Source organism: Acinetobacter lwoffii (assembly GCF_024129685.1).
Lineage (GTDB): Bacteria > Pseudomonadota > Gammaproteobacteria > Pseudomonadales > Moraxellaceae > Acinetobacter > Acinetobacter lwoffii_X.
In genome coordinates this window covers 56,862-74,374 of record NZ_JAMXXL010000003.1, presented here as the reverse complement: position 1 = coordinate 74,374, position 17,513 = coordinate 56,862, and the positions used below count along the sequence as shown (strand labels likewise).

Below are 17,513 nucleotides of genomic sequence, written 5' to 3'. Positions count from 1 at the left end.
AATGGAAGCTCCAAACAATATTATTTTGCCGGCTCTGATCCTCATTCCGTTCATTGCAGGTTTCATATGCTGGTTGGTCGATAAACTCGACCAACACTTGCCGCGTTATATCGCGCTGATCGGTATGCTGGTGACCTTGGTCTTGACCATAGTCCTTTGGCAGACTGGTACTTACAACTATGAATTAGGCGGTGCTACACCTTCGTGGGCTGCCGAATTCAAATTGCCTTGGATTCAAACCCTGGGCATTAACATTCACTTAGCAGTGGATGGTTTATCACTTCTTATGGTTGGCTTGACTGCACTCCTGGGTGTATTGGCAGTAGGCTGTTCATGGGGCGAGATTCAAAAGAACGTTGGTTTCTTCCACTTGAACCTTTTATGGTCTTTAGGTGGTGTCATCGGTGTATTCCTTGCGATTGACCTGTTCCTGTTCTTCTTCTTCTGGGAGATGATGCTGGTGCCGATCTACTTCCTGATTGCCCTTTGGGGTCATAAAGGGGCAGAAGGCAAGTCACGTGTTTATGCAGCTAACAAGTTCTTCATTTACACGCAGGTTGCCGGTTTGGTGATGCTGATTGGTATCCTGGGTCTGGTGACTGTGGGCTATACCATGACGGGTGAAATCCGTTTCGACTACAACTATTTATTAGGTGTGGCGAATACGCTTGATGCTCAGGCGCCAGCGGTTGCTTATGCATTCATGATCTGTTTATTCATCGGTTTTGCGGTAAAACTTCCAGTTTTCCCATTACACGGCTGGTTACCAGATGCGCATGCGCAAGCACCAACAGCGGGTTCTGTCGATCTTGCAGGTATCTTGATTAAGACTGCGGCGTACGGTTTATTACGTTTCGTGATTCCGTTCTTCCCGGCAGCGTCTGCACAGTTTGCAGACTTCGCAATCATTCTTGGTTTAATCGGTATTTTCTACGGTGCTTGGTGTGCTTTCCAGCAAACCGACATGAAACGCCTGTTGGCTTATACCTCTATTTCACACATGGGCTTCGTTTTACTTGCGATCTACGCAGGTAACATCCTGACCTTCCAGGGTCTGATGATCATGATGTTGGCACATGGTATTTCATCTGCTGCGCTGTTCATTATGTGTGGTCAGGTATATGAGCGTGTGCATACGCGTGATATGCGTTTGATGGGTGGTATGCGTGGTCAATTCCCGTATCTTGCATTCTTCCTGATGTTCTTCGTTGCGGCGCTTGTAGGTATTCCAGGTCTAGGTAACTTCATTGGTGAGTTCCTGATCCTGATGGGTGCTTATGCGAAATTCCCGGCGTTTACCATTCTTGCGGCAATCAGCTTGGTATTTGCGGGTCTGTACGGTCTGATCCTGATTCACAAAGCCCTGTTTGGTGTACCAAATGAAGCGCAACAGCAGCACTATACAAATCCATTAAAAGATCTAAATGCACGTGAAATCGCATTATTGTTGATCTGTGCGTTTGGTCTACTTTGGCTTGGTCTATATCCACAAAGCTTCCTTGACGTTTCTAACTCAAGCATGGCGTGGTTAGCGAATAGCTACATTCCAGTTCAAGAAGTGGTTGAAGTTGCTGATCAAGTAACGACTCAACTTGAAAATGTGGAGATCCAATAAGCCATGAACTTCACAATGTCTTTTTCTGAGCTTATGCCTCTAGCACCTGTGATGATCGTGTCGTTAACTGCGATCGTCGTGATGTTGCTGACCGCAATTAAGCGTAACCATAACCTGGTGGCTACTACCACGGTGATTGGTTTAAACCTTGCTGCGTTCTATATCATTTTCGTTTTGTTGGCAGGCGTGTTTGCACCTGCCAACGTGATGAATCTGTTCATCGTAGATCCATTTACGATGCTGTACCAGTTTGTGATCCTGATTGCTGCACTTGCATGTGCAACGCTATCTCACGCGTATATCGAAACCTATAAAGATAACCGTGAAGAGTTATATATCCTGATGCTGACATCCGTTGCGGGTGCCATGCTAATGGTGGCTAGCTCACACTATGCATCATTCTTTATCAGCCTTGAGTTGATGTCGATTCCTGTATATGGCTTGTTGGCATATACACATCAACGTTCTCAATCGCTTGAAGCGGGTGTGAAATATCTGGTGCTTTCAGCAACTGCGTCAGCAATGCTGCTCATGGGTATGGCATATATTTATGCATATACAGGTACTTTAAGTTTCGTGGCTGAACCAGGCAAACTGTTTAATGTATTCAGTCAACCGGCTGTCGTGATTGGTCTGGCATTAATTGTATTTGCAGTAGCATTTAAATTATCGCTGGCACCATTCCACAAATGGACACCAGACGTATATGCTGGTGCACCAGCGCCAATCGCGACTTTCCTTGCGACTGTTGCGAAAGTAGCCATGATTGGTCTGTTTGTTCGTTATGCGTTGTCTTCGGGTCTAATTCTGGCAGACAGCTTCGTCACGATCATCTCAATTATTGCGGTTCTGTCTATCCTTGCAGGTAACTTGCTGGCGGTTCGCCAAGTGAACTTGAAACGTATCTTGGCATACTCTTCAATTGCACACTTTGGTTATTTGCTGGTTGCTATCGTCAGTTCACGTAATACTGACTTCTTACAAGTTCAAGGTTTCGCGACTTTTGAAAGTGTAAACGTCTACGTGATGACTTATGTATTAACCACGATCGGTGCGTTCGGTGTTGTTACGCTGATGTCTAGTCCGTATAACAATACGGATGAAGCGGGTAGTCTGGCTGAATACCGTGGTCTGTTCTGGCGCCGTCCAGTATTGACTGCTGTATTGACGGTGATGATGCTGTCTCTTGCAGGTATTCCTTTAACTGCCGGCTTTATCGGTAAGTTCCTGGTAATTAAAACTGCGGTTGCAGGCGAAGCCTGGTTCCTGACTGCGATGGTTATCTTGGGTTCTGGTATCGGTTTGTATTACTACCTGCGCGTAATGGTTGTACTTTACATGACACCACCTGAAACACCACGTCTAGATGCGGTGAATCATTGGGGTCAAAAAGTCGGCGGTATCATGGTACTTCTTGCTGCGCTTGCGGTACTTGTGATCGGTATCTACCCAGATCCGGTGATTGCAGTATCTAAATATGCATTCTTTGCCATGTCACCTGAATTGCAACAGTTCATTTTCACTTTGGTTCAAAGTGGTTTTAACTAATATCTGCAAAGATTGACGTTATTACAAAAAAGCCTCCATGATTGGGGGCTTTTTTATTTATACAAATCAATAAAAGCCCTTATAATAGCGGAAATTTATCTTTAACCTTTTAGGTGTTCTCCCGTGGCAATCCATGAAATCCGTCATCCACTCATTCGACATAAGCTTGGTTTACTCCGTCGTGCAGATATCAGTACCAAGAATTTCCGTGAGTTAGCTCAAGAAGTGACCATGCTTCTGACTTATGAAGCAACTAAAGACCTGCCAATGGTTGAACATGATATTGATGGCTGGAATGGTGCTGTTACAGTTGACCGTATTGCGGGTAAAAAAATCACGGTTGTGCCAATTCTACGTGCCGGTATTGGTATGCTCGACGGTTTCTTGAACCTGATTCCAAGTGCAAAAGTATCAGTACTTGGTTTAGAGCGTGATGAAGAAACTCTGGAAGCACGTACCTATTATAAAAAACTGGTTCCAGACGTACAAAACCGTATCGCGATGATCATTGATCCAATGTTGGCGACTGGTTCTTCTTTAGTGGCTGCCATTGATGTACTGAAAGCCAGCGGCTGTAAAGATATTCGTGTGATGGTTCTGGTTGCTGCACCAGAGGGCATTAAGCGTGTAGAAGCTACGCATCCGGATGTCGTGATTTTTACGGCTTCTATCGATAATGGTTTAAATGAAAATGGTTATATCGTTCCAGGTCTTGGCGATGCTGGCGATAAAATCTTTGGTTCAGTTCAAAAAGACTAATTTTTGAATATGATGAAAAAAGGGGCTACTACAGCCTCTTTTTTATATAATGTAGACAGGGCATTTTCAGGATAGGACAATAGCATGAAAGATGAATTGTATCAGGGCAAAATCAAACAGTATGACCCTGCCAAAGGTTTCGGTTTTATTGGCTGCGCTGAGGGAGATGTCTTCTTCCATATTTCAGACTTCCCTGCGGCAGAAGGCGAGCCAAAACGTAATGAACGCGTAAAATTTAATGTTGTTGAAAATGGCGATAAGTACAAAGCGATTAAGATTGAACGTGTCGAAGACAACTCAAAGAAAGCTAAAAAAACCAAAGTGGCGACACACAATAAATCAATTACATCGGCATTGTTAAATAACTTCCGTGGTTAATGGATAATCTTCATACTTAAATCGTGTTTAGTCACATTTAAAAAGAGGCTTTCGAGCCTCTTTTTTATAGTGCCACCGTTTAGATATTCAAAGAGACAGACAGCACATAAAAAATCCACCAAACAGCAACAATGCTGAACATTTCCGTTGGCTTAGAATACAAATTAAATGAATTCTATAGAGAAAAGTGTCATGTTTACGGATGGAAAAATTAAAACTTACGATTCCGAACGTGGTATGGGTACTTTGGAGTTGATAGGAGAAGCTCAAGATTTAAGTTTCGAGTTACAGGATTTACCTTCGCCTGAAATTGAACCACAAATTGGAGAGCGGCTTAAATTTAGAATCATTCCCCAACAAGGCAGCATGACATTAGACAACATGGTACGTCTGGATATTAAAGTGCAGGATGAATTTGTGCCAGAAGTCGTCGCCTTGCAATCCTTGGCACCCACAGTCGGTGTTCCTGTACGTAATTCACTTTTCTTTAGTCCGACCCTATGGCTGGCATTGGCATCAGCTGTTGGTTTTATGATTTTTGGCGAAGTATAAATAAAAACAGAAATTTTATTTTTTTACTTTTAACTAGGGATCTATTCTTCCGCCATAAGATGCACTTCTAGTTTTTATGTTTCTACTTTAGAGAATTTTACAAAAGATTTTCAGTCTCTTTTTGATTACAATCATAAAAAATATTAAAGATAAGAGCGAATTATGTTTCAAGAGGGGAAAATCAAAACCTATAACGAAGATCGTGGTTTTGGTTTTATTCAGATCGAAGGGCAATCCAAAGATTTATTTTTCCATGTCAAAGACTTTCCCAATAAAAATATTCCGCCAAAAATGGGGGAAAAATTAAAGTTTTTGATTGTGGAAGATAATGGAAAGTTTAAGGCAAACCATATTATTCGCTTGGATATTAAGCAAGAAGTTCCTGTTACACAAAACAATGATCTACATGGAGATACTGAAACCAGAGCTTCTCTACGTTATGAAAAGAAAAAATCATCAACTACATCAAAAATAATCACAATATCAGGACTGGTGATTATGGTGATTCTTGCTGTTCTTGTTTATAACAAATACCAAAGCTACCAAGTTCAAAAACAGCAAAAGCTGGAAGGACTGATGGTAGAGCAGCAACGAATTGTCGCTGAACAGCGAGCAGCGCAAGGTGATCTACCTATGCAAGGATTATCTGAGCAGGGCAGGAAGAACCTGGAAAATCACGGCACTGAGTTAAGAAGCCAAAGTAACCCCATTAATCCGAAAACTTCAGAAACGACTTCGCCATCTGTATCTCAATTTAAATGCGATGGTCGAGAACACTGTAGTCAGATGGGTTCTTATGAGGAAGCATTATTTTTCATTCGTAACTGTCCAAATACTAAAATGGATGGTGACGGAGATGGGATACCATGTGAAAGTCAGTTTTGATGAATCATAAAAAAAGCACCTTATGGTGCTTTTAATATTTTAGCTTTCACAAAAATTCATAAAGGCTCTCAGACCTGGACCCTGATATTTCTGGCGATGTACCAGCATGAACAGCGGACGAGTCAGCGACCAGAATGGTGTATCCAGAATTACCAGTTGACCTTTTTCACGTAAAGGCTCAATCGCAAGTTTGGAAATGCAGGACATACCAATTCCGCCCGCTACAATTTTTAAAATCGCTTCATTATGACCGAGTGTTAGACGGATATTGGCATCTGGTACATCTTTCAAGATGGCATTGTCAAACACCTCACGGGTACCTGAACCTTCTTCACGCAAAATCCATTCTACAGATTTGAAATCTTCAGCGGTTAGTTCACGGTTCAATTGCGCAAGAGGGTGGTCTGGCGCACAGCACACAGCCAGCTCATCATCACGCCAATGGATACATTGCAATTGTGGCAGATGACAAGATCCTTCGATCAGGGCCAGATCCAGCTGGAACTGATTCACCGCTTCAATCATTTGACGGGTATTACCGACTTGAAGCTGTAAATGTGCTTGCGGCTTGATTTTCAAGAAATCGGCCATCAGGTCAGGAATCAGGTAATCTGAGATCGTCAGGGTTGCACCCAAACGTAAATCGATACTTTGAAGCTCACCTTTAGCGACTTGTTCAAAAGATTCACAACGACCTAAAATTTCCAGGGCTTGAGGGAGAAGAAAGCGCCCTAGGTCATTTAGCTGTAAACGTTTGCCTAGACGGTCAAATAGTGGAGCACCCAGACCATCTTCCAGATCTGCTAAAGCCATACTAGCCGCACTTTGTGTAAGCTTGACGGCATCGCTAGCCTTCGTTACGGTACCCTCTTGTGCCACTGCTACAAAAACAGCCAATTGGCGTAAAGTCATGCGCATGAGTAGAGCCTTAACATTTAAAAAATATTAATAAATTATGTTGCCATGCTACCATGAGCACAGTCTTTCATGCCACGTTGAAATCATGTCAATTGAAAAATTTACCCGAGAAAAAGTTTTATCTGTACACCGTTGGACCAATACATTATTTAGTTTTACGATGACACGCCCGGCACATTTTAAGTTTACCGCAGGGCAGTTTGCGCGTATTGGTTTGCAAGTGGGGGATGAACTGGTGGTTCGTGCCTATTCGGTAGTGTCATCTCCTTTTGATGAAACTCTGGAGTTTTTCTCGATTGTCGTTCCTGAAGGTAAATTTACCTCCAATTTACAGCACCTCAAAGTCGGGGATGAGCTGCATCTGGAAAAAATTCCTTATGGTTATCTGACTCTGGCACGTTATCAATTGCCTTTGCCTAAAGACCTATGGTTACTGGGTACCGGCACGGGGCTGGCACCGTTTATTTGCATGTTGCAAGACTTTGAGACCTGGAGCAAATACGAAAAAATCAATCTGGTTTATAGTGTACGCACCCGGGCAGAACTCGCTTATGTAGACCGGATTCAGGAAATCGCCGAGACCTTTGGTGAAGGGCATACCGGTTTTAAATTTATCCCGATTATTACCCGTGAACCCGATGCACCTTTACACGACCGTTTACCCATTCTGATTGCCAATGGTGAGCTGGAAAAAGCAGCAGGTATCGCGTTTAATCCGGAAACGACGCATGTCATGCTTTGTGGTAACCCGGATATGGTCGATGATACCAAAGAAGCCTTAAAAGCTCGTGGCCTGACCATGAACCGTCGTGGTGAAGGAAATATTGCGGTCGAGAATTACTGGTAAGGTTGAAGGATTTATGAGCAAAACCCCCTGCTTGAAGGCAATGCGGTTCCTTTAACAGGAGCGGCATTGTGATCTAAGGGATAACGGTTTTTTAACATTTTGACTCTCCGAAGCCTTGTAGGCCTCTCTAAAACAAACTACCTATCCCTGATCTGCAGGCAATCGCCGCCTGGAAATAGTCGCGGAACTGCTCAACCTGAGTGTGGACTTGACCCACTTAACAGTGATATTATGAATAAAAGTACTCAGATTCGAGAGCTTAAACAGATTTTTAAGATCTAAAATATCCTGCTGAAATACCATAAAAAATCCGATGCCAAACCTGACATCGGATTCCCTAATAAATTCCAAAATGATTCAAATGCTTAAGTAAAAAGCATTGCCCATTGCGGAGGTTTTTTCGATTCAAGCTTAATGCACAAACATATCCATGGATTCACGGATTTCCTGAATGGCGGTTTCGACATCGGGGCTGAGCCAAGTCGGTTCAAAGAATCCGGCATAGTGCTCAATACGGTCTGCAGGCACCACCAGACGCACCGGACAGTCTTCTTCCAATAAGCGCCATGGAATAATCGGCACTTCATTATCCAGCCATGCCGTTACATCTCGAATATCGATAATCATCGCATTGACACAGTCCGGAAAAGGCATCACGGAAAATTCTTCGGTACGACGACGGAAATATTCCAGATCCTGCCAGCGAAGCAGGAAGCTTGGCTTGCTAAATTCAATAATTCCAATCAGATGCTGATCACGGCTGTAGTGCAGCGTACATTGATGTGTGACGTCAGTATCAAGATCAAGCGATACACTTTGTTGACGATACGCCATATAACTCGGGTGTATAAATGAGAAGGTGGATAATTATAACGCATTTCATCGCTGAAAGGCAGCGTCTCAACTGTCTTCACTAAAGCCTGCGGAACTGGTATGGCTTATGTATATCTTCAGGGAACAACGATAAAACAACGAGGTTGCTATGTCAGAATCAAAAAGTGTGATTGATACCAGTGTGACTGACACAGCAGTACAAGAAGATTATTTTTCCTTACGTCAGCTCAAGAAAGGCGCCTTCGGTTGGCTGCTTCTCGTCGGTCTGGGGATAGCTTACGTGATTTCCGATGACTTTGCTGGCTGGAATTTTGGTCTGGCACAGGCGGGTTGGTGAGGCATGTTTATTGCGACCATTGTGGTGGCATTACGTGGATCAACAGACCCTGGAAGCGCGTGCCTACGCCGTGGCGCGTAAGTTTAATCCCTTGCTGGTCAATACTGTAGTCGGCTTTATCGGGCCAGAATATCTGTATAACGGCAAGCAGATTATCCGGGCCGGGCTGGAAGATCATTTCTGTGGCAAGCTGCTCCTTTAGTGATTGCCCGTGGCAGTCGTGTGGCACTGGGTGATGAATTGGCAGAAATTTTACAGGCGAAAATGCTGGTCATGCTAATTGGCGAACGGCCGGGTTTGAGCTCACCCGATAGTATGGGAATTTATTACACTTATAATGCTTTTAAAGGATGTCATGATGCCTTGCGCAACTGTATTTCCAATGTCCGTTCTGCGGGCTTGGCCTATCCACTAGCTATCCAGCGACTGGTCGCATTGATGCGTAAATCCTGTGAGTTACAGCTTTCAGGGGTGCAGTTGAAAGATGAACACGAAACCCCAGTCGATATGCAACATAGCCCAGCCAAACGGCTATTTTAAAGTAGCATCTAGCAGAGAATTCTGATGGATTAGTGACTTACATCCCGTCACCATCTCACCATGTTTTGTCACAGAAGCCCTATTCACAGCTTGTTATTCTAAAAATCTACTTATGAATAACAAAGAGTGAGGATGGTTATGGTCGATGATTTCAATAAAAAACCACCTTTAAATCATCAGGCAGACGTGACGCAGAAAAAGCGTATCCCTGTTTATATCTTGATTTTGGTCGGTATTTTTTTACTCGCACTACTGTTCTATATGTTTGCTGACATGAATCCAGATGCGAATGATGCTCCTGCAGGACATCCAAATCCGAATGTACAGCCTGCTACCCCAAATAATTCAACTCCAGTCGGTGAGCCTACACAAGGCACCGCCACCATGAATGATGGAACGGAAGCTACAGCAACCGTGGATGATGGCACAGAAGCAACAGCAACTGCGACTGATGGACAGGCGACTCAATAACTGAAAATACCTGAAAAGCTCTAGTGAACCACTGGTGCTTTTTTGCAATGGATGGTGATGTTTTAAGGTAGTGCCATCTACCTGGCTTGAGCCTGAAAACATCAAATCTAATATGAATCCGGAAAAAGAAGGGGCTGATTGTTTCAGGGAGATGCCCCCGATTTCAGATAAATAGCTTAATAACAAAGAGGGTAGAACAACATGAATGATTATATGAGAAGCCCGCGTGGTGGCTTCGATGCCATGTACTATTGGGATCAGTTCCATCCCATTCTTAGTGCAATTGCCATATTAGTAATTGGCTGGATCATTGCGTTACTGGTCTCGGCAGGCGTTAAAAAGCTCTTGCAAAAACTGGGCACCAATACACATTTAAATACGGCGACAGGTCATCACTCCAATGTGGAGAGCATTATCGCCCGCGTCGTGTTCTGGATTATTCTGATTATTGCCGTGATTGGTGCGCTGAACGTGCTCAATCTTACCAGTGTCAGCGGTCCATTCAGTAATATGATCCAGCAGTTCCTGTTATTTATCCCGCAGTTACTAGGTGCAATTGCAGTCGGATTCATAGGTTGGATTGTGGCCAATCTGGTGAAGATAGGGCTACAAAAACTGCTAGACCGAACGCAACTCGATGAAAAACTCAGTGCTGAAGTCGGTGTCAGTCCGATTAGTAAAAACATCAGTGAAATTGCTTACTGGTTAATTTTATTACTGTTCTTGCCAATCGTGCTGTCTATTCTGGGTCTCAACGGTCTGCTGTTACCAGTTCAGAATATGCTGACCGATGTTGTTAGTTACTTACCAAACATCTTCATTGCTGCAGTCATCATTTTTGTCGGTTATATCCTGGCGAAAATTGTGCGCGGTATTGTTGAAGGACTATTAAACAGTCTGAACGTACAGCAACATGCTGAAAAAGTAGGCATCTTCAAAAACTCGAATGTTTCTCAGGTGATTGGTTCATTTATCTTCGCCGTGGTGATCATTACGGCACTGATCATTGCATTTGAAGCATTGGGTATCGAGGCCATTTCTCAGCCTGCTACAGCCATGCTATATGAAATCATGAATGCCATTCCGAATATTATCGCTGCTGCGTTGATTCTGATTCTGGCGTATGTGGTCTCTAAACTGGTAGCACGTCTGGTAGTTGAAGTAGTTGCCGGTACAGGTGTTGATGAAATTCCTGCCAAACTGGATATCCAGCGTTTTTTAGGCACGACTAAACTTTCCAGTGTAGTCGGTTTCCTGATCGTTTTATTCACCATGCTATTTGCGGTATCTGAAGCAGCGAACCGTCTGGGCTTTGAACAGATCAGTGGTCTTATTGCAATGTTCATCTACTTCGGTGCCAATATCCTGCTCGGTGCGGTGATTCTGGTAATCGGTTTCTGGCTGGCAAATATTGTTGCGAATATCGTACAACGTGGTGAATATAACAGCTCACGCTGGTTAGCCAATCTGGTTCGTGTTCTGATCATGGGACTCGTTGTGGCAATGGGTCTGCGTGCCATGGGTATTGCCGATTCAATTGTTAACTTGGCATTTGGTCTAACTTTGGGTGCTGTAGCAGTGGCATTTGCCTTGGCATTTGGTTTGGGTGGTCGTCAACCTGCGGAGCGTGTACTCACAGATTTGATTGATAAAGCCAAACGAGAAGCTAAAGAACCCAATCCAGTCAAAGAAAAAGCTGAGAACAGCATATTTTCTGGATTAGGTGGCAAGACCACAGGTACAAGTGCAACCGACATGTCAGGTACTACAGGTGCGGCGATGGGTATGAGTTCTACAGATAGCTCAATGAGCCAGTCCTCTGGTGGTTCGCAAACTGCTACAGGCACTAGCGATTCTTCAATCACAACTCCAGGAGCAGGCATCATGCCAAATCAGGATTCAGACAAGAATATGCCTATGGGTACGGATTTATCTCATACTACCCCGGCAATCCTTACCACTGCACCGCAGGATGATGAATCATTGGGTATTGATCCGGTCAATCCGGATGCGGATCAAGCCGTACCAGATTCACTAAAAGTCGATCCGACTCATCCGCCAGTCAATAATCCATTTGGTTCAACTGGAGAAAAAGAGCCGAATGTCGATATTGATCGTTCTATTCAGAAAAAAGATGACCTGAAATAACCTGTTATCTTTAAGCAAAATCGACCACGCTCATGTGGTCGATTTTGTTCAGTCATAAGGAAAAATGAATGAATACCAAAAAACCTAACAAAGTTCTGGCTCCTTTAGTCATTGCAGGAATTACGCTTGGCTTTTTTACCGCTGCCTATCGATTTGTTTTTGTGAAGAGCAGACAGGACGAGCAGTCTGAGCGAGAGCTGGATAAGAAAATACCAGAGACAGACGAATTTAACTGAGGAGTCAATCCTGCTCAGTCACCAGGAATAGAATTTATTTTTTAAAAAGTATAGAATATTCAAGTGAATACTAAAATGATTTTGGTATTTTTCTTGCATTAGAAATATAAAGAAAAGGAGATCAACAATATGTGGAAAGCACTACAACATAAATTCATGGCATCTTCAGCAGATGACGTACCGCTATGTCTGCGAGAAGCTCAAAAAATGCAGCTGACGATTGACCGTTTAAAAAATACGGCCAATCTCAACCTGTTTAAAACAGACTATCTGGAATGAGTTAAGTAGCAAACCAGATTATCTATTGATTAAATATATTCCGATGCGGCATGTGCCGATGACCATGCCCATTGGAAATTATAGCCGCCCAAATGTCCGGTTACATCCAGCACTTCACCAATAAAATACAAACCTTTCTGCTTTTTACTTTCCATGGTTTTTGAGGATACTTCCGTGGTGTCTACACCACCCAAAGTCACTTCCGCTGTACGGTAGCCTTCTGTTCCTGAAGGTTTCACTTCAAAGCCATGCAGACGTGCCGCAATCTGTTCCAGCTTGTCATCACTGATATTGCCAATGGCAGTTTCAGCGCTTTCAGTCCAGATGAGACTTTGTAATTCAGCCACCACACTTTTCGGTAAATATTCATTCAGTAATGTACGCAGCAAGACTTTGGGCTGACTTCGTTTTTTCGTTTTAAAGAAATCCAGTAAATCTACACTCGGTAAGAAATCTACCTTAAAGCTCTGCCCGACATTCCAGTAGTTGGAAAGTTGCAGGGAACTTGGCCCACTTAAACCGCGATGGGTAAATAGTAGCGCTTCGGTAAAGCTATTAAGCTCATTCGAGAGTGTTGCTTCTACGGCATTGCCGCTTAAGCGCGTGGTGACTTCTTTAAATCCGTCAGAGAAGGTAAATGGAACCAGTCCGGCACGGGTTGGATAGACGTGATGTCCAAACTGTTTTGCAATCTCATAGCCAATGCCTGAACCGCCAAGCGTAGGAATCGATAAACCACCGGATGCCACGACGACAGATTCAACTTCAAAGTATCCCAGTGAGGTTGCCACCTGAAAACCTTGATCATCGACTGGATTGACTGCTTTCACTTCGCAGCTGGTTTTGATATCGACCAGACCGGTTTTGTCACATTCCGCCAGCAGCATCGACAAGATATCTTTTGCACCATTTAAGGTAAACAGCTGTCCATGTTTGCGCTCTTCATAGGCAATACCGTATTCACATACCAAGCCGATAAAGTCCCAGTTGGTATAACGCGTTAAAGCCGAAATCACAAAATGTAGATTGTGTGAAATATAATTGCTCGGTTCGACTTCCAGATTGGTGAAATTACATTTACCACCGCCCGACATCAGGATTTTTTTGCCAACCTTGTTGGCTTTTTCTACTACCACGACTTTGCGCCCACGTTGCGCAGCCATATACGCCGTCATTAAACCTGAGGCACCGGCACCTATGACTAGAACATCGTATTGCTTGGAAGACATCACACACTCAAGGGAGAAGAAAAGGGAAGCATTATAGACAATTTTATTTCAGCTTTCTCTATTCCAGAAAAATCAGTTCCGTGATTGCAGATTTGCAGCGCATTTTAAACATAAAATATTTGAAAGCTGCTTAAAACTCATGCATAGTTTTTGTACAAACTAAAAACATAATAACAAGGAAAAGCGAATGGCAAGTGCGGAAGATTTAAAACAATATAATCTGATTACATATATTCTTTATATTTTAGGATTTTTTCTTGGTCTTACCCCATTTATTGCGATTGTGATGAATTATATCAAGCGTGATGAAATGCGCGGTACCTGGCTGGAAAGTCATGTCGATTGGCAAATTAAAACCTTCTGGATCAGTTTGCTGGGTTATATCGTCGGTGGCTTATTGACTGTGATCTTGATTGGCTTCCTGATCGTGTTTCTGGTCTTTATCTGGCATATCTACCGCTTGGTCAAAGGGTTAATTGCCTTAAATAACAATCAACCAATTCAAGCTTAGGTTGCTGTAAAACCAAAGGGAATATTACGACCTTGCAGACCACCACTATGAATGACCAGCAGTTTTGATCCAGCCGGAAAATAATTTTTCTCGATCAAATCAAAAATTCCCATCAGCATTTTAGCCGTGTAGATCTGCTCCAGTGGAATTGAAAATTCGGCCTCAAAATCCCGGATAAACTGTACCAAGGCTGCACTAGTTTTGGCATAGCCACCACAGCAATAATCATCGAGAATGTTCCAGTTGGTTTTATTCATTAGTTGGGCGACTTCATCTTTTAAAAATGAACCTTTCAGTGCGGAAAATCCTAAGATCTGTTGATGCGCGTGACTGGCTTCGATCAATCCGCTGATGGTGCCACCGGTGCCTACTGCACAACAAATCACATCAAATTGCTCATCGCTATCTTTTAATATTTCCTGACACCCTTGAATCGCCAAAGCATTGGTTCCACCTTCAGGAATCACATAATGTTCAGGAAATTGTCGAGCGAGTTCGGCCAAATACTCAGGCTGTTGCTTGCGCCGATATTCATCACGACTGACGAAATGCAACTGCATCCCGAATTCTTGGGCGGTGGCTAATGTTGGATTCAATGGTCGATCAGCCAGTTCTTCACCCCGAATCACTCCAACACTCTGAAAACTAAACTGCTGTGCGGCAAATGCAGTAGCAGCAATATGATTGGAATAAGCACCTCCAAAACTCAGAATATGCTGATAACCCTGTCTTTTGGCTTCAAGAAAATTATATTTCAGTTTAAAAAACTTGTTGCCCGAGATTTGTGGATGCACCAGATCCAGACGACGTATTATTAAAGTAATATCGTGAAAATTAATCTGTTGATCTGGAATATTTTGGGCAATGGTTTCAAACATAAAAGTTCGCAAAGTTCATGATAGAGGCATTATAGCGGAAGTGCTAAAAATCAAAGTTTTTCAATAAGCCATTATTCGCTGAAAGCTATGGAATTGGTTGTAGATTGTCACAAATATTCCGCTGATTATTTAAACAACAATGCTAATCTAAACAGAGGAAACCCTGAGGAGGGTAGAATAATGAAAATATTATCCTGTGCTGTGTGGGTCGGCATGCTGCTCAGTCTGTCGGGCTGTGATGATGCGTTGAATAAACCTAAAACAGAAACCCGTACCATGATTATTGGTGGCGTACCTGTATATGAGCAGGATTATCAACTGCTAGACAAGCATTTGAGTGCTCAGGATCAGTTGAAACCTTAAGTAATTGCTATAGTTGAAATTCATGACAAATCCAGAAATTTTTACAGCAAATTGTCAGGTTTTTGCTTAAAATAGCCCTTCAATTTTTAAGTCAGGTTATCTCGTGGAATCATTCTGGATTTTAGGTTCGATTGCTTTTGCCCTGATGTTAGGCGCAATGAGTCCCGGGCCAACTTCTATTTATGTGGCAAAAAATTCAATTGCCATTTCACGTAAACATGGTTTATTTACTGCATTGGGTACTGGTCTCGGTGCAGCGATTTTTGGTCTGCTGGCGGTTCTCGGTTTGCAGGCATTTTTACTGGCTGTACCCTCAGCGTACCTGGCCTTAAAAATTTGTGGTGGTTTATATTTACTTTGGTTGGCGTTTAAAATCATTAAACATGCCAAAGATCCGATCGAAGCGGATACAACCATTAGCAAACAGATGTCTTTACGCCGTGCTTTTACCACTGGTTTAATCACACAGTTGTCCAATCCCAAAATTGCGATTGTGCTGGCCAGTATTTTTACCGCGTTATTGCCCAAAGAAATTCCAACGTATTTTTATTTTGTTTTGCCTGTCTTATGTTTCTTTATTGATGCAGGCTGGTGTTCACTAGTCGCAGTTGCATTATCTGCGGAAAAGCCACGTCGTGTTTATTTGAAGTTTAAGGCTTTGTTTGACCGCGCAGCAGGCGCAGTTATGACGGTACTTGGCTTAAAATTAATTTTTGGTATGAAGTAATTACTTCATCTAGATGCTCTGCTTATAAATAAAAAAAGCCCCTAGTCGTAGAGGCTTTTTTTATGTCTATTAAAAAGTATTTTCTTCCGAATTAGCAGAAATACGATGAATCGACAAGTCTGCACCATTGAACTCTTCTTCCTCAGTCAGGCGAATACCCATCAAAACCTTAAGCAGGCCATACACCAAAAAACCACCCGCCAAAGCAATGACAATCGCCAGCACTGTACCTATGAGTTGTGAAATTAAAGACACTCCTCCCATTCCTCCAAGCCATTGCTGACCGAAGATACCCACAGCTAATCCGCCAAAAGCACCACAAACGCCATGCAAAGGCCAAACCCCCAATACATCATCCACTTTGAGTTTATTTTGGGTATAGGTAAAGAGTTTCACAAAAATAATGCCGGCGCTGATCCCGATAAAAAAAGCACCTAACGGATGAACGACGTCTGATCCTGCACAAATCGCCACCAGACCTGCTAAGGGACCATTATGCAGGAAGCCCGGGTCATCTTTCCCCGCAACTTTGGCTGCTATTGTTCCACCGACCATGGCCATCAAAGAGTTAATAGCGACCAGTCCAGAAATGGCATCCAGCCGCTGCGCGCTCATGACATTGAAGCCGAACCATCCCACAATCAGAATCCATGAACCCAAAGCCAAAAAAGGAATTGATGAAGGAGGATGCGCGGTGATCCGGCCATCATTTTTGTAACGGCCATGACGCGCACCAAGTAGGATTATTGCGGCGAGTGCCATCCAGCCGCCCATTGCATGAACGACAACTGAGCCGGCAAAATCATGAAAACTTGCACCAAATGCATGGGTCAGCCAATCCTGAAAACCAAGGTTGCCATTCCAGATCATACCCTCAAAAAACGGATAGATCAGCGCAACCAGAAATAATGTCGCTAAAGCCTGTGAACGCATTTTGGCACGCTCTGCAATCCCTCCAGAGATAATCGCTGGAATTGCTGCAGCAAAAGTCAACAGGAAAAAACAGCGCATCAGATTGTAGCCATGATCGGCAGACAAGGTTGCAGCATCATGGAAAAAGTGCTGACCGTAGGCAATATAGTAGCCCACTAAAAAATAGGCGATGGCGGAGATGGCAAAGTCGGTTAGAATTTTACTTAGGGCATTGACCTGGTTTTTATGTCGAACTGTTCCAAGCTCTAAAAAAGCAAATCCAGCATGCATGGCAAGCACTAGAACTGCACCGAGAAGAAGAAATAATAAGTCTATATTTTGCATGGTGCGTTCCAATTTAGTGCGCGGGATCACAAAAGAAAATCAGTATATAGAGGCAAATTGATTGTAGAAGAGGGCTAAGCAAGGGAAATTTTGATGAAGAATTTCTTGAAATTGATAAGACTCGATATAAAGCACAATACAATTTTTGTGCACCAAACTAAGACACAGAAAGAGTTCATGAAATTCAAATTTATATTATAT

Annotated in this window: 19 protein-coding genes and 3 pseudogenes; 17 read left to right on the top strand and 5 right to left on the bottom strand. The window is 43.1% G+C overall.

The genetic code is table 11. The features are described from left to right. Position 1: 1 nt before the first annotated feature. The 6 genes from nuoM (at position 2) to NI464_RS02170 (ending at position 5,737) form a co-directional block, all read left to right on the top strand. Complete coding sequence (gene nuoM, locus NI464_RS02195) at positions 2-1,615, top strand: NADH-quinone oxidoreductase subunit M (RefSeq protein ID WP_004280767.1); 1,614 nt, start codon at positions 2-4, stop codon at positions 1,613-1,615. A gap of 3 nt (positions 1,616-1,618) precedes the next feature. Further along, complete coding sequence (gene nuoN / locus NI464_RS02190) at positions 1,619-3,163, top strand: NADH-quinone oxidoreductase subunit NuoN (RefSeq protein WP_253137689.1); 1,545 nt, start codon at positions 1,619-1,621, stop codon at positions 3,161-3,163. Between the two features lie 123 nt (positions 3,164-3,286). Then, entirely contained in the window at positions 3,287-3,922 is a 636-nt protein-coding gene (upp, locus tag NI464_RS02185; protein WP_004280765.1) for a uracil phosphoribosyltransferase, read from the top strand. 84 nt (positions 3,923-4,006) lie between these two features. Next, the gene (locus NI464_RS02180; protein ID WP_004732065.1) at positions 4,007-4,300 is read left to right on the top strand and encodes a cold shock domain-containing protein; all 294 of its coding nucleotides are present in this window, start codon (positions 4,007-4,009) and stop codon (positions 4,298-4,300) included. Positions 4,301-4,492: 192 nt separating this feature from the next. Then, on the top strand, positions 4,493-4,852 hold the full coding sequence (locus NI464_RS02175; RefSeq protein ID WP_044111070.1) for a hypothetical protein: 360 nt from the start codon (positions 4,493-4,495) through the stop codon (positions 4,850-4,852). 162 nt (positions 4,853-5,014) lie between these two features. Then, positions 5,015-5,737: a cold shock domain-containing protein gene (locus tag NI464_RS02170; protein ID WP_253137688.1), complete on the top strand. Its 723-nt coding sequence runs from the start codon at positions 5,015-5,017 to the stop codon at positions 5,735-5,737. A 39-nt stretch (positions 5,738-5,776) separates the two neighbouring features. Here NI464_RS02170 and gigC read toward each other — a convergent pair whose 3' ends face one another. Then, complete coding sequence (gene gigC, locus NI464_RS02165; RefSeq protein WP_004280761.1) at positions 5,777-6,655, bottom strand: LysR family transcriptional regulator GigC; 879 nt, start codon at positions 6,653-6,655, stop codon at positions 5,777-5,779. An 85-nt stretch (positions 6,656-6,740) separates the two neighbouring features. Between gigC and NI464_RS02160 the strand changes: the two genes are divergently transcribed. Beyond that, complete coding sequence (locus NI464_RS02160) at positions 6,741-7,502, top strand: ferredoxin--NADP reductase (RefSeq protein ID WP_004280760.1); 762 nt, start codon at positions 6,741-6,743, stop codon at positions 7,500-7,502. A 411-nt stretch (positions 7,503-7,913) separates the two neighbouring features. On the opposite strand, the gene NI464_RS02150 is transcribed toward NI464_RS02160, so the two are convergent. Beyond that, positions 7,914-8,336 carry a hypothetical protein gene (locus NI464_RS02150; protein ID WP_004280758.1) on the bottom strand — a complete coding sequence of 141 codons (423 nt, stop codon included), beginning with the start codon at positions 8,334-8,336 and terminating at the stop codon, positions 7,914-7,916. A gap of 148 nt (positions 8,337-8,484) precedes the next feature. Here NI464_RS02150 and NI464_RS02145 point away from each other — a divergent pair. The 7 genes and pseudogenes from NI464_RS02145 to NI464_RS02115 all read left to right on the top strand — a co-directional run. Continuing rightward, positions 8,485-8,670 (top strand): annotated as a pseudogene (locus tag NI464_RS02145) (ethanolamine permease); the annotation flags it as partial. Between the two features lie 31 nt (positions 8,671-8,701). Further along, positions 8,702-8,869, top strand: a pseudogene (gene eutB / locus NI464_RS02140) (ethanolamine ammonia-lyase subunit EutB); the annotation flags it as partial. Then, positions 8,857-9,213, top strand: a pseudogene (locus NI464_RS02135) (ethanolamine ammonia-lyase light chain EutC); the annotation flags it as partial. The pseudogenes eutB and NI464_RS02135, both read left to right, overlap by 13 nt. Before the next feature lie 138 nt (positions 9,214-9,351). Continuing rightward, positions 9,352-9,684: a hypothetical protein gene (locus NI464_RS02130; protein ID WP_044111066.1), complete on the top strand. Its 333-nt coding sequence runs from the start codon at positions 9,352-9,354 to the stop codon at positions 9,682-9,684. Positions 9,685-9,885: 201 nt separating this feature from the next. Next, the gene (locus tag NI464_RS02125; RefSeq protein ID WP_253137687.1) at positions 9,886-11,832 is read left to right on the top strand and encodes a mechanosensitive ion channel; all 1,947 of its coding nucleotides are present in this window, start codon (positions 9,886-9,888) and stop codon (positions 11,830-11,832) included. A gap of 68 nt (positions 11,833-11,900) precedes the next feature. Next, on the top strand, positions 11,901-12,068 hold the full coding sequence (locus NI464_RS02120) for a hypothetical protein (protein WP_171260769.1): 168 nt from the start codon (positions 11,901-11,903) through the stop codon (positions 12,066-12,068). Positions 12,069-12,197: 129 nt separating this feature from the next. Then, complete coding sequence (locus NI464_RS02115) at positions 12,198-12,347, top strand: hypothetical protein (protein ID WP_171260768.1); 150 nt, start codon at positions 12,198-12,200, stop codon at positions 12,345-12,347. A 29-nt stretch (positions 12,348-12,376) separates the two neighbouring features. Here NI464_RS02115 and NI464_RS02110 read toward each other — a convergent pair whose 3' ends face one another. Continuing rightward, positions 12,377-13,576 carry a BaiN/RdsA family NAD(P)/FAD-dependent oxidoreductase gene (locus NI464_RS02110; protein WP_071850790.1) on the bottom strand — a complete coding sequence of 400 codons (1,200 nt, stop codon included), beginning with the start codon at positions 13,574-13,576 and terminating at the stop codon, positions 12,377-12,379. Positions 13,577-13,763: 187 nt separating this feature from the next. Between NI464_RS02110 and NI464_RS02105 the strand changes: the two genes are divergently transcribed. Continuing rightward, positions 13,764-14,087 carry a DUF4870 family protein gene (locus NI464_RS02105; protein ID WP_005106226.1) on the top strand — a complete coding sequence of 108 codons (324 nt, stop codon included), beginning with the start codon at positions 13,764-13,766 and terminating at the stop codon, positions 14,085-14,087. Here NI464_RS02105 and NI464_RS02100 read toward each other — a convergent pair. Beyond that, positions 14,084-14,965: a 1-aminocyclopropane-1-carboxylate deaminase/D-cysteine desulfhydrase gene (locus NI464_RS02100; RefSeq protein WP_253137686.1), complete on the bottom strand. Its 882-nt coding sequence runs from the start codon at positions 14,963-14,965 to the stop codon at positions 14,084-14,086. The two genes, NI464_RS02105 and NI464_RS02100, sit on opposite strands and share 4 nt — an antisense overlap. Positions 14,966-15,145: 180 nt before the next feature. Between NI464_RS02100 and NI464_RS02095 the strand changes: the two genes are divergently transcribed. Next, the gene (locus NI464_RS02095; RefSeq protein ID WP_005104073.1) at positions 15,146-15,328 is read left to right on the top strand and encodes an NF038215 family lipoprotein; all 183 of its coding nucleotides are present in this window, start codon (positions 15,146-15,148) and stop codon (positions 15,326-15,328) included. A gap of 103 nt (positions 15,329-15,431) precedes the next feature. Then, positions 15,432-16,055, top strand: coding sequence for a LysE family translocator (locus tag NI464_RS02090; protein WP_004280739.1), 624 nt, complete (start codon positions 15,432-15,434; stop codon positions 16,053-16,055). Positions 16,056-16,124: 69 nt separating this feature from the next. Here NI464_RS02090 and NI464_RS02085 read toward each other — a convergent pair whose 3' ends face one another. Continuing rightward, positions 16,125-17,312: an ammonium transporter gene (locus NI464_RS02085; protein ID WP_005247869.1), complete on the bottom strand. Its 1,188-nt coding sequence runs from the start codon at positions 17,310-17,312 to the stop codon at positions 16,125-16,127. Between the last annotated feature and the right edge of the window lie 201 nt (positions 17,313-17,513).

What these genes read in the sequence shown, in the direction of transcription:
- nuoM (WP_004280767.1), top strand. Translation starts at nt 2, where the DNA reads ATGGAAGCTCCAAACAATATTATTTTGCCGGCTCTGATCCTCATTCCG.
- nuoN (WP_253137689.1), top strand. Translation starts at nt 1,619, where the DNA reads ATGAACTTCACAATGTCTTTTTCTGAGCTTATGCCTCTAGCACCTGTG.
- NI464_RS02180 (WP_004732065.1), top strand. Translation starts at nt 4,007, where the DNA reads ATGAAAGATGAATTGTATCAGGGCAAAATCAAACAGTATGACCCTGCC.
- NI464_RS02175 (WP_044111070.1), top strand. Translation starts at nt 4,493, where the DNA reads ATGTTTACGGATGGAAAAATTAAAACTTACGATTCCGAACGTGGTATG.
- NI464_RS02170 (WP_253137688.1), top strand. Translation starts at nt 5,015, where the DNA reads ATGTTTCAAGAGGGGAAAATCAAAACCTATAACGAAGATCGTGGTTTT.
- gigC (WP_004280761.1), bottom strand. Translation starts at nt 6,655, where the DNA reads ATGCGCATGACTTTACGCCAATTGGCTGTTTTTGTAGCAGTGGCACAA.
- NI464_RS02160 (WP_004280760.1), top strand. Translation starts at nt 6,741, where the DNA reads ATGTCAATTGAAAAATTTACCCGAGAAAAAGTTTTATCTGTACACCGT.
- NI464_RS02150 (WP_004280758.1), bottom strand. Translation starts at nt 8,336, where the DNA reads ATGGCGTATCGTCAACAAAGTGTATCGCTTGATCTTGATACTGACGTC.
- NI464_RS02130 (WP_044111066.1), top strand. Translation starts at nt 9,352, where the DNA reads ATGGTCGATGATTTCAATAAAAAACCACCTTTAAATCATCAGGCAGAC.
- NI464_RS02125 (WP_253137687.1), top strand. Translation starts at nt 9,886, where the DNA reads ATGAATGATTATATGAGAAGCCCGCGTGGTGGCTTCGATGCCATGTAC.
- NI464_RS02120 (WP_171260769.1), top strand. Translation starts at nt 11,901, where the DNA reads ATGAATACCAAAAAACCTAACAAAGTTCTGGCTCCTTTAGTCATTGCA.
- NI464_RS02115 (WP_171260768.1), top strand. Translation starts at nt 12,198, where the DNA reads ATGTGGAAAGCACTACAACATAAATTCATGGCATCTTCAGCAGATGAC.
- NI464_RS02110 (WP_071850790.1), bottom strand. Translation starts at nt 13,576, where the DNA reads ATGTCTTCCAAGCAATACGATGTTCTAGTCATAGGTGCCGGTGCCTCA.
- NI464_RS02105 (WP_005106226.1), top strand. Translation starts at nt 13,764, where the DNA reads ATGGCAAGTGCGGAAGATTTAAAACAATATAATCTGATTACATATATT.
- NI464_RS02100 (WP_253137686.1), bottom strand. Translation starts at nt 14,965, where the DNA reads ATGTTTGAAACCATTGCCCAAAATATTCCAGATCAACAGATTAATTTT.
- NI464_RS02095 (WP_005104073.1), top strand. Translation starts at nt 15,146, where the DNA reads ATGAAAATATTATCCTGTGCTGTGTGGGTCGGCATGCTGCTCAGTCTG.
- NI464_RS02085 (WP_005247869.1), bottom strand. Translation starts at nt 17,312, where the DNA reads ATGCAAAATATAGACTTATTATTTCTTCTTCTCGGTGCAGTTCTAGTG.